We start from the raw sequence: 5020 nt of genomic DNA on the forward strand, positions 1-5020 counted from the left end.
ATTTTATGAACATTAAAAATATAGAAATATTATATAATTTCATTTTTAAGCATTTTTGCACAAAAAATTAAAACTATCATTAAAAATTACAGAAATAAACTAAATTCACTTTTAAGATTGTTGGGCATTGGTCTAGAGACGCGATGAATCGCGTCTGTACAATGGTCATTTGTCATTGGGAAGAGACTTGTTAAATAATTCTCCCGTGTCTCCCTTGTCTTATCCCCAATCCCCAATCCCCAATCCCCAATCCCCAATCCCCAGAGGGGGCCCCACCTTCCCCAATCCCCAATCCCCGATCACTTCGTTTCCATCCAATTATCACCAGCGCGTACATCTACTACCAAAGGAACACTTAACTGTACAGCATTTTCCATCGTTGACTTAATTTGGATTTGTAATTCTTCCCATTCTTGTGGAGGAATCTCAAATACTAATTCATCGTGAACTTGCAATAATAGTCGTGCTTGGTAATTTTGCAAAATTTCATGCAGCTTCACCATCGCAATTTTGATGATATCAGCGCTAGATCCTTGAATTGGAGCGTTAGCAGCAGAACGTAATAAACCAGTATCGTAATTACCTAAATTTTTTAGTTTACCTAAATCAATCTCTTGGGGGTTGCTGCCTTTTAATTGACGTAGGGTATTGGTGGTAAACTGAAAATAACGACGTCTACCAAGAATTGTTTCTACATAACCTTGAGCGATCGCTTGTTTTTTTAATCCTTCTAAATATTCAAAAACTTTCGGATAACGTTTGCTAAATCGCTTGATAAATTCGTTAGCAAGGTTTCTATCTACACCTGTCGAACGGGAAAACTTCAGCGAACCCATACCATAAATTACGCCAAAATTTATAGTTTTTGCTACCCTTCTTTCATCTGATGTAATATCTTCTTTTTCAAACATCAGTCTCGCGGTAACAGTATGAATATCTTCGTTATTTTGATAAGCTTCTACTAGTACTGGCTCTTGACTCAAATGAGTCAGAATTCTTAACTCTATTTGGGAGTAATCAGCAGCAACCATTAACCAACCAGATTCTGGTAGAAACGCCTTGCGAATTTGGCGACTAAAAGCAGTCCGAATCGGAATATTTTGTAAATTAGGATTAGAAGAAGATAATCTACCTGTTGATGTTGCTGTTTGATTAAAATCGGTATGGACTCGCTTTGTATCTGCACGTACCAATGCTGGTAAAGCATCCACATAAGTAGACTTTAATTTTGCCAGAGTTCGATATTCAATAATGGCATCAATAATACCTGTAGTGTCTACCTCTCGTAATCTTTCTAGGGTAGCTGCGTCTGTGGAATATCCTGTTTGAATTTTGCGAGAATGTTTAGTACTTAACCCTAATTTTTCAAACAATATTTGACTCAATTGTTTGGGAGAACCCAAATTAAATTTTTCTTTGGCTATTTCATAAGCTTGTTGTTCCAGTTTTGCTAAGTCTGTTTCTAATTGTTGTGAAAGTTCGTTTAAATAAGCTGTATTAATGTGAAAACCATTGTATTCCATATCTGCTAAAACAGGTTCCAATGGTTGTTCTACATCTATTAATAGCTGATGCAAAGCTGGAATTTTCTCCAGTTCTGCACGCAATTTTGGTACTAATTGGAATGTCGCCCAAACTTGTAAACCACAGTAATCGGCTATCTTCTTAATATCAATATCAGCAATGGTTTTACCTTTGGGAACCACATCTAAATAATTTTTTATCATTAACCCTAAATGTTTTTGAGCCAAGTCACTCAAATTATGGCTATCATCAGGATTGAGGACATAACTAGCCAGCATAGGGTCAAATACTACCCCAGCTAAATTAATTCCTTGACACTTGAAAACTAAGCGGTCAAATTTAGCATTTTGAAAAGTTTTGGGATAATTGGCACTTTCTAAAATTGGGCGTAAAGCTTGTAGTGCAATTTCTTTATTTAAATTTTCTCCGGTTTGATGATTTAGAGGAATATAAGCTACTTCATCTAAGTTGGTTCCCCAACAACAACCAATTCCTACTAATTCTGCATCTCGTGGTTCTAGATTATTAGTTTCAGTGTCCCAAGCTATGGGTAAATTTGAGTTAGTAAATTTTTGTAATAACTTCACTAACTCAGTTAGCTTTGCTTCTGAATCAATGATGCGCGGTTTAATTATTGAGTTATTTTGTTGTTGTTGAACTTGTTCTGTTTCCGCAGCACTGAAAAACCACAAATCTTCATCATCTGTAGAGACGGGAAATTTCGCGTCTCTATCTTCTATTGGTGCTGTTTCCATATCTGATGTTTCTGTAACAGTACCACCGAACTTTTGCTGGAGTTGGTGAATTTTGCCTAAAAAATATTTAAATTCTAAGTTTTCTAAAATAGGTGTCAGAACATTACTATCAAAACCTTTTAATCTACAATCTTCTAAATTAATTTCCAGGGGAACATCAAGAACGATCGCAGCTAAGAATCGAGATTTTTCGGCGTCTTCTTTACCAGATTCTAATTTTTTCTGAGTTGCGCCTTTAATGTCACTCAAAGAAGCATAAATTTGCTCAAGGGAACCGTAGGTATTTAGCAATTGAACTGCTGTTTTTTCACCTATTCCCTTAACACCAGGAATATTATCTGATTTATCACCACAAAGAGCTTTATAATCAATTACTTGTGATGGCAAAATTCCTAGTTTTTGTTTAACTTCTTCGGATCCAAATTCGCTGATACTGTTTGTAGATGTAGAACGCTTCAATGCATCAGGACTAAAATACAAAACACTAATTTCTTTTTCAGGATCGATGAGTTGAAATAAGTCGCGATCGCCTGTGAGAATCTTGACTTTATACCCAGCAGTAGTTGCTTTTTGTGCTAAGGTTCCCAGTACATCATCTGCTTCGTAACCGGGAGCAGTCAGAATTTTCAGATTGAATCCATCCAGCAATTCATGTAGGTTTTTCAGATCAGGGACAAAATCTTCCGGTGTACCTGGGCGATCTGCTTTATAAGTATCATCCGCTTCGTGGCGGAAAGTTGGCAAGCCTAAATCAAAAGCCACTGCAATTGCTTGTGGCTGTTGCATTGTCATTACTTCTAAGAGACACTTTAAAAAACCAAAACATACACTGGTAGGAATTCCGGTTTTGGTTCGCAGTCCACCGTCTCTTCCTTTAGCGAAAGCAAAGTAGGAACGAAATGCTAAGGAGTGTCCATCTATCAAAATGAAGGTGGGACGTGTTGCGGTTGAATTGGAGGGTGTTGTTTGGGACATAGAATTTATTTTAACCAGCAGCTTTGATTGCTTTATCTGACCAGTAGGAGGATTTTAGATGATTTCTTAACTAGAGACTGATAACCTCTAACTGGGACTTCAAAGTATATTGATCATCAAATTTATGCACAAAGCATCTGCTACTCAAATAGAATCAGCTGCTGTTGAGGGTATGGCTACAAAAGAAATTAAACTGCTGGTTCTAGATATAGATGGAACTATCGCCGGCGAATCTAACAATATCAATGAACCCGTCAAAGAAGCAATCACTGCGGCAAAAGCAAAAGGAATTCAAGTCGCGATCGCTACTGGTAGAATGTTCCGTTCTGCTTTACGCTTCCATCAAGATATTGGTTCTACTATGCCTTTAGTAGCTTACCAAGGAGCCTGGATACAAGATCCAAGCTCTCTACAAATGCACCAACATCTACCTGTTTCTAGGCAAATGGCTCATCGGCTATTAGACTATTTTGAACAACCAGAATTGCGATCGCTTTTATCTGTTCATTTTTACGTCAACGATCAACTTTACGTCCGCGAAATCACAACCGAAACTCAACTTTATTCAGAACGTTCTGCGATTGCGCCCATTGCAGTCGGTGACTTACGCCAAGTTTTAACCGATCATGAACCAACAAAAGTTCTGGCTTTGTGCGATGATAAAGATATTATTGATAATTTACTAGGTTCTTTACGCCTTCAATATACGCCTGCGGAATTATATTTGACAAAATCCGTTGCTACATTTTTTGAAGCGACCCATCCTTTTGCGAATAAAGGTATGGCAGTGCGTTACCTGGCTGAAGAATTGCTAGGATTACAACCTAGTAACGTCATGACTATTGGCGATAACTTTAATGATTTAGAAATGCTAGAGTATGCTGGTATTAGTGTGGCGATGGGCAATGCACCACCCCAAATCCAGGCGATCGCTAGTTGGATAGCCCCCACTATTGACCAAGATGGGGTAGCAGTGGCAATAGAAAAGTTTTTGCTATCGTAGTAGCTGTTGGTTGTTGTTTGGAACAACCTAACTACTATAAAGACGTGCCATGGCACGTCTCTACAAATTATTTTCTATTAACAAAATACTAAAAAATCAGAAAGGGCGCCGACGACTGGCCGTGTTTCGTCTCGGCACCCTTGCTGGTTCGCTCCTCACACACCAGCTAATATATCTTAGGTTATTAAACCAGTCAATACTTGTTACAAAAGTTTTGAATTCTTTCATTTTTATCTGTTGTTTGATGTTTGTGTTAGTTGATTTCTACTTGCAAACAACATCAATTCATAATTCCCAAAGAGCAAAAGTATTAAGCTTTTCTTCCAGCAATCGTCTTAAAACCGATTGAGTGGCTAAAACTAGACCTAGTCTAGCTTGGGCGAGTTCTGGTGAGTGGGCTTTGACTTCACCCCAAATCCGACAGTCGCACCAGAAGTTTTCAAACGCTTGACTTAAAGCAAGTCCAACTTTTTCCCATTTCATCGAAGCACTAGAGTCAGACCACTCCAATTCGTCAACTACTTTTACTAATTCGCTGATCAAGCAAAGTTCAGTTGGGTGATAAAAACGCAGTTCTTGCCGATTGTTAAGCCAAGGTATAGCCTCCTCAGAAGTAATTAATCCCTCTTGCTCACCCAAGCGCAGCAGCGAGCAACAGCGCACATGGGCATATTGAACTGGGAATAGGGCATGGGGCATGGGGCATTGGGCATTGGGCATGGGGCATGGGGCATTGGGCATGGGGTATGGGGCATGGGGCATG

General features: G+C 38.7%; 3 protein-coding genes. 1 reads left to right on the forward strand and 2 read right to left on the reverse strand.

Going from position 1 to position 5020, the window contains the following annotated elements:
• Positions 1-299: 299 nt before the first annotated feature.
• Positions 300-3254 carry a DNA polymerase I gene (polA, locus tag B4U84_RS19195; RefSeq protein ID WP_131120117.1) on the reverse strand — a complete coding sequence of 985 codons (2955 nt, stop codon included), beginning with the start codon at positions 3252-3254 and terminating at the stop codon, positions 300-302.
• A gap of 124 nt (positions 3255-3378) precedes the next feature.
• Between polA and B4U84_RS19200 the strand changes: the two genes are divergently transcribed.
• Positions 3379-4257 carry a Cof-type HAD-IIB family hydrolase gene (locus tag B4U84_RS19200; protein ID WP_131120119.1) on the forward strand — a complete coding sequence of 293 codons (879 nt, stop codon included), beginning with the start codon at positions 3379-3381 and terminating at the stop codon, positions 4255-4257.
• A gap of 285 nt (positions 4258-4542) precedes the next feature.
• On the opposite strand, the gene B4U84_RS19205 is transcribed toward B4U84_RS19200, so the two are convergent.
• Positions 4543-5020: DALR anticodon-binding domain-containing protein (locus B4U84_RS19205; RefSeq protein ID WP_242677665.1), on the reverse strand; the 478-nt coding region annotated here is incomplete at its 5' end.

It is taken from the genome of Westiellopsis prolifica IICB1, assembly GCF_004323185.1.
Taxonomy (GTDB): domain Bacteria; phylum Cyanobacteriota; class Cyanobacteriia; order Cyanobacteriales; family Nostocaceae; genus Pelatocladus; species Pelatocladus prolificus_A.

What these genes read in the sequence shown, in the direction of transcription:
- B4U84_RS19200 (WP_131120119.1), top strand. Translation starts at nt 3,379, where the DNA reads ATGCACAAAGCATCTGCTACTCAAATAGAATCAGCTGCTGTTGAGGGT.
- polA (WP_131120117.1), bottom strand. Translation starts at nt 3,254, where the DNA reads ATGTCCCAAACAACACCCTCCAATTCAACCGCAACACGTCCCACCTTC.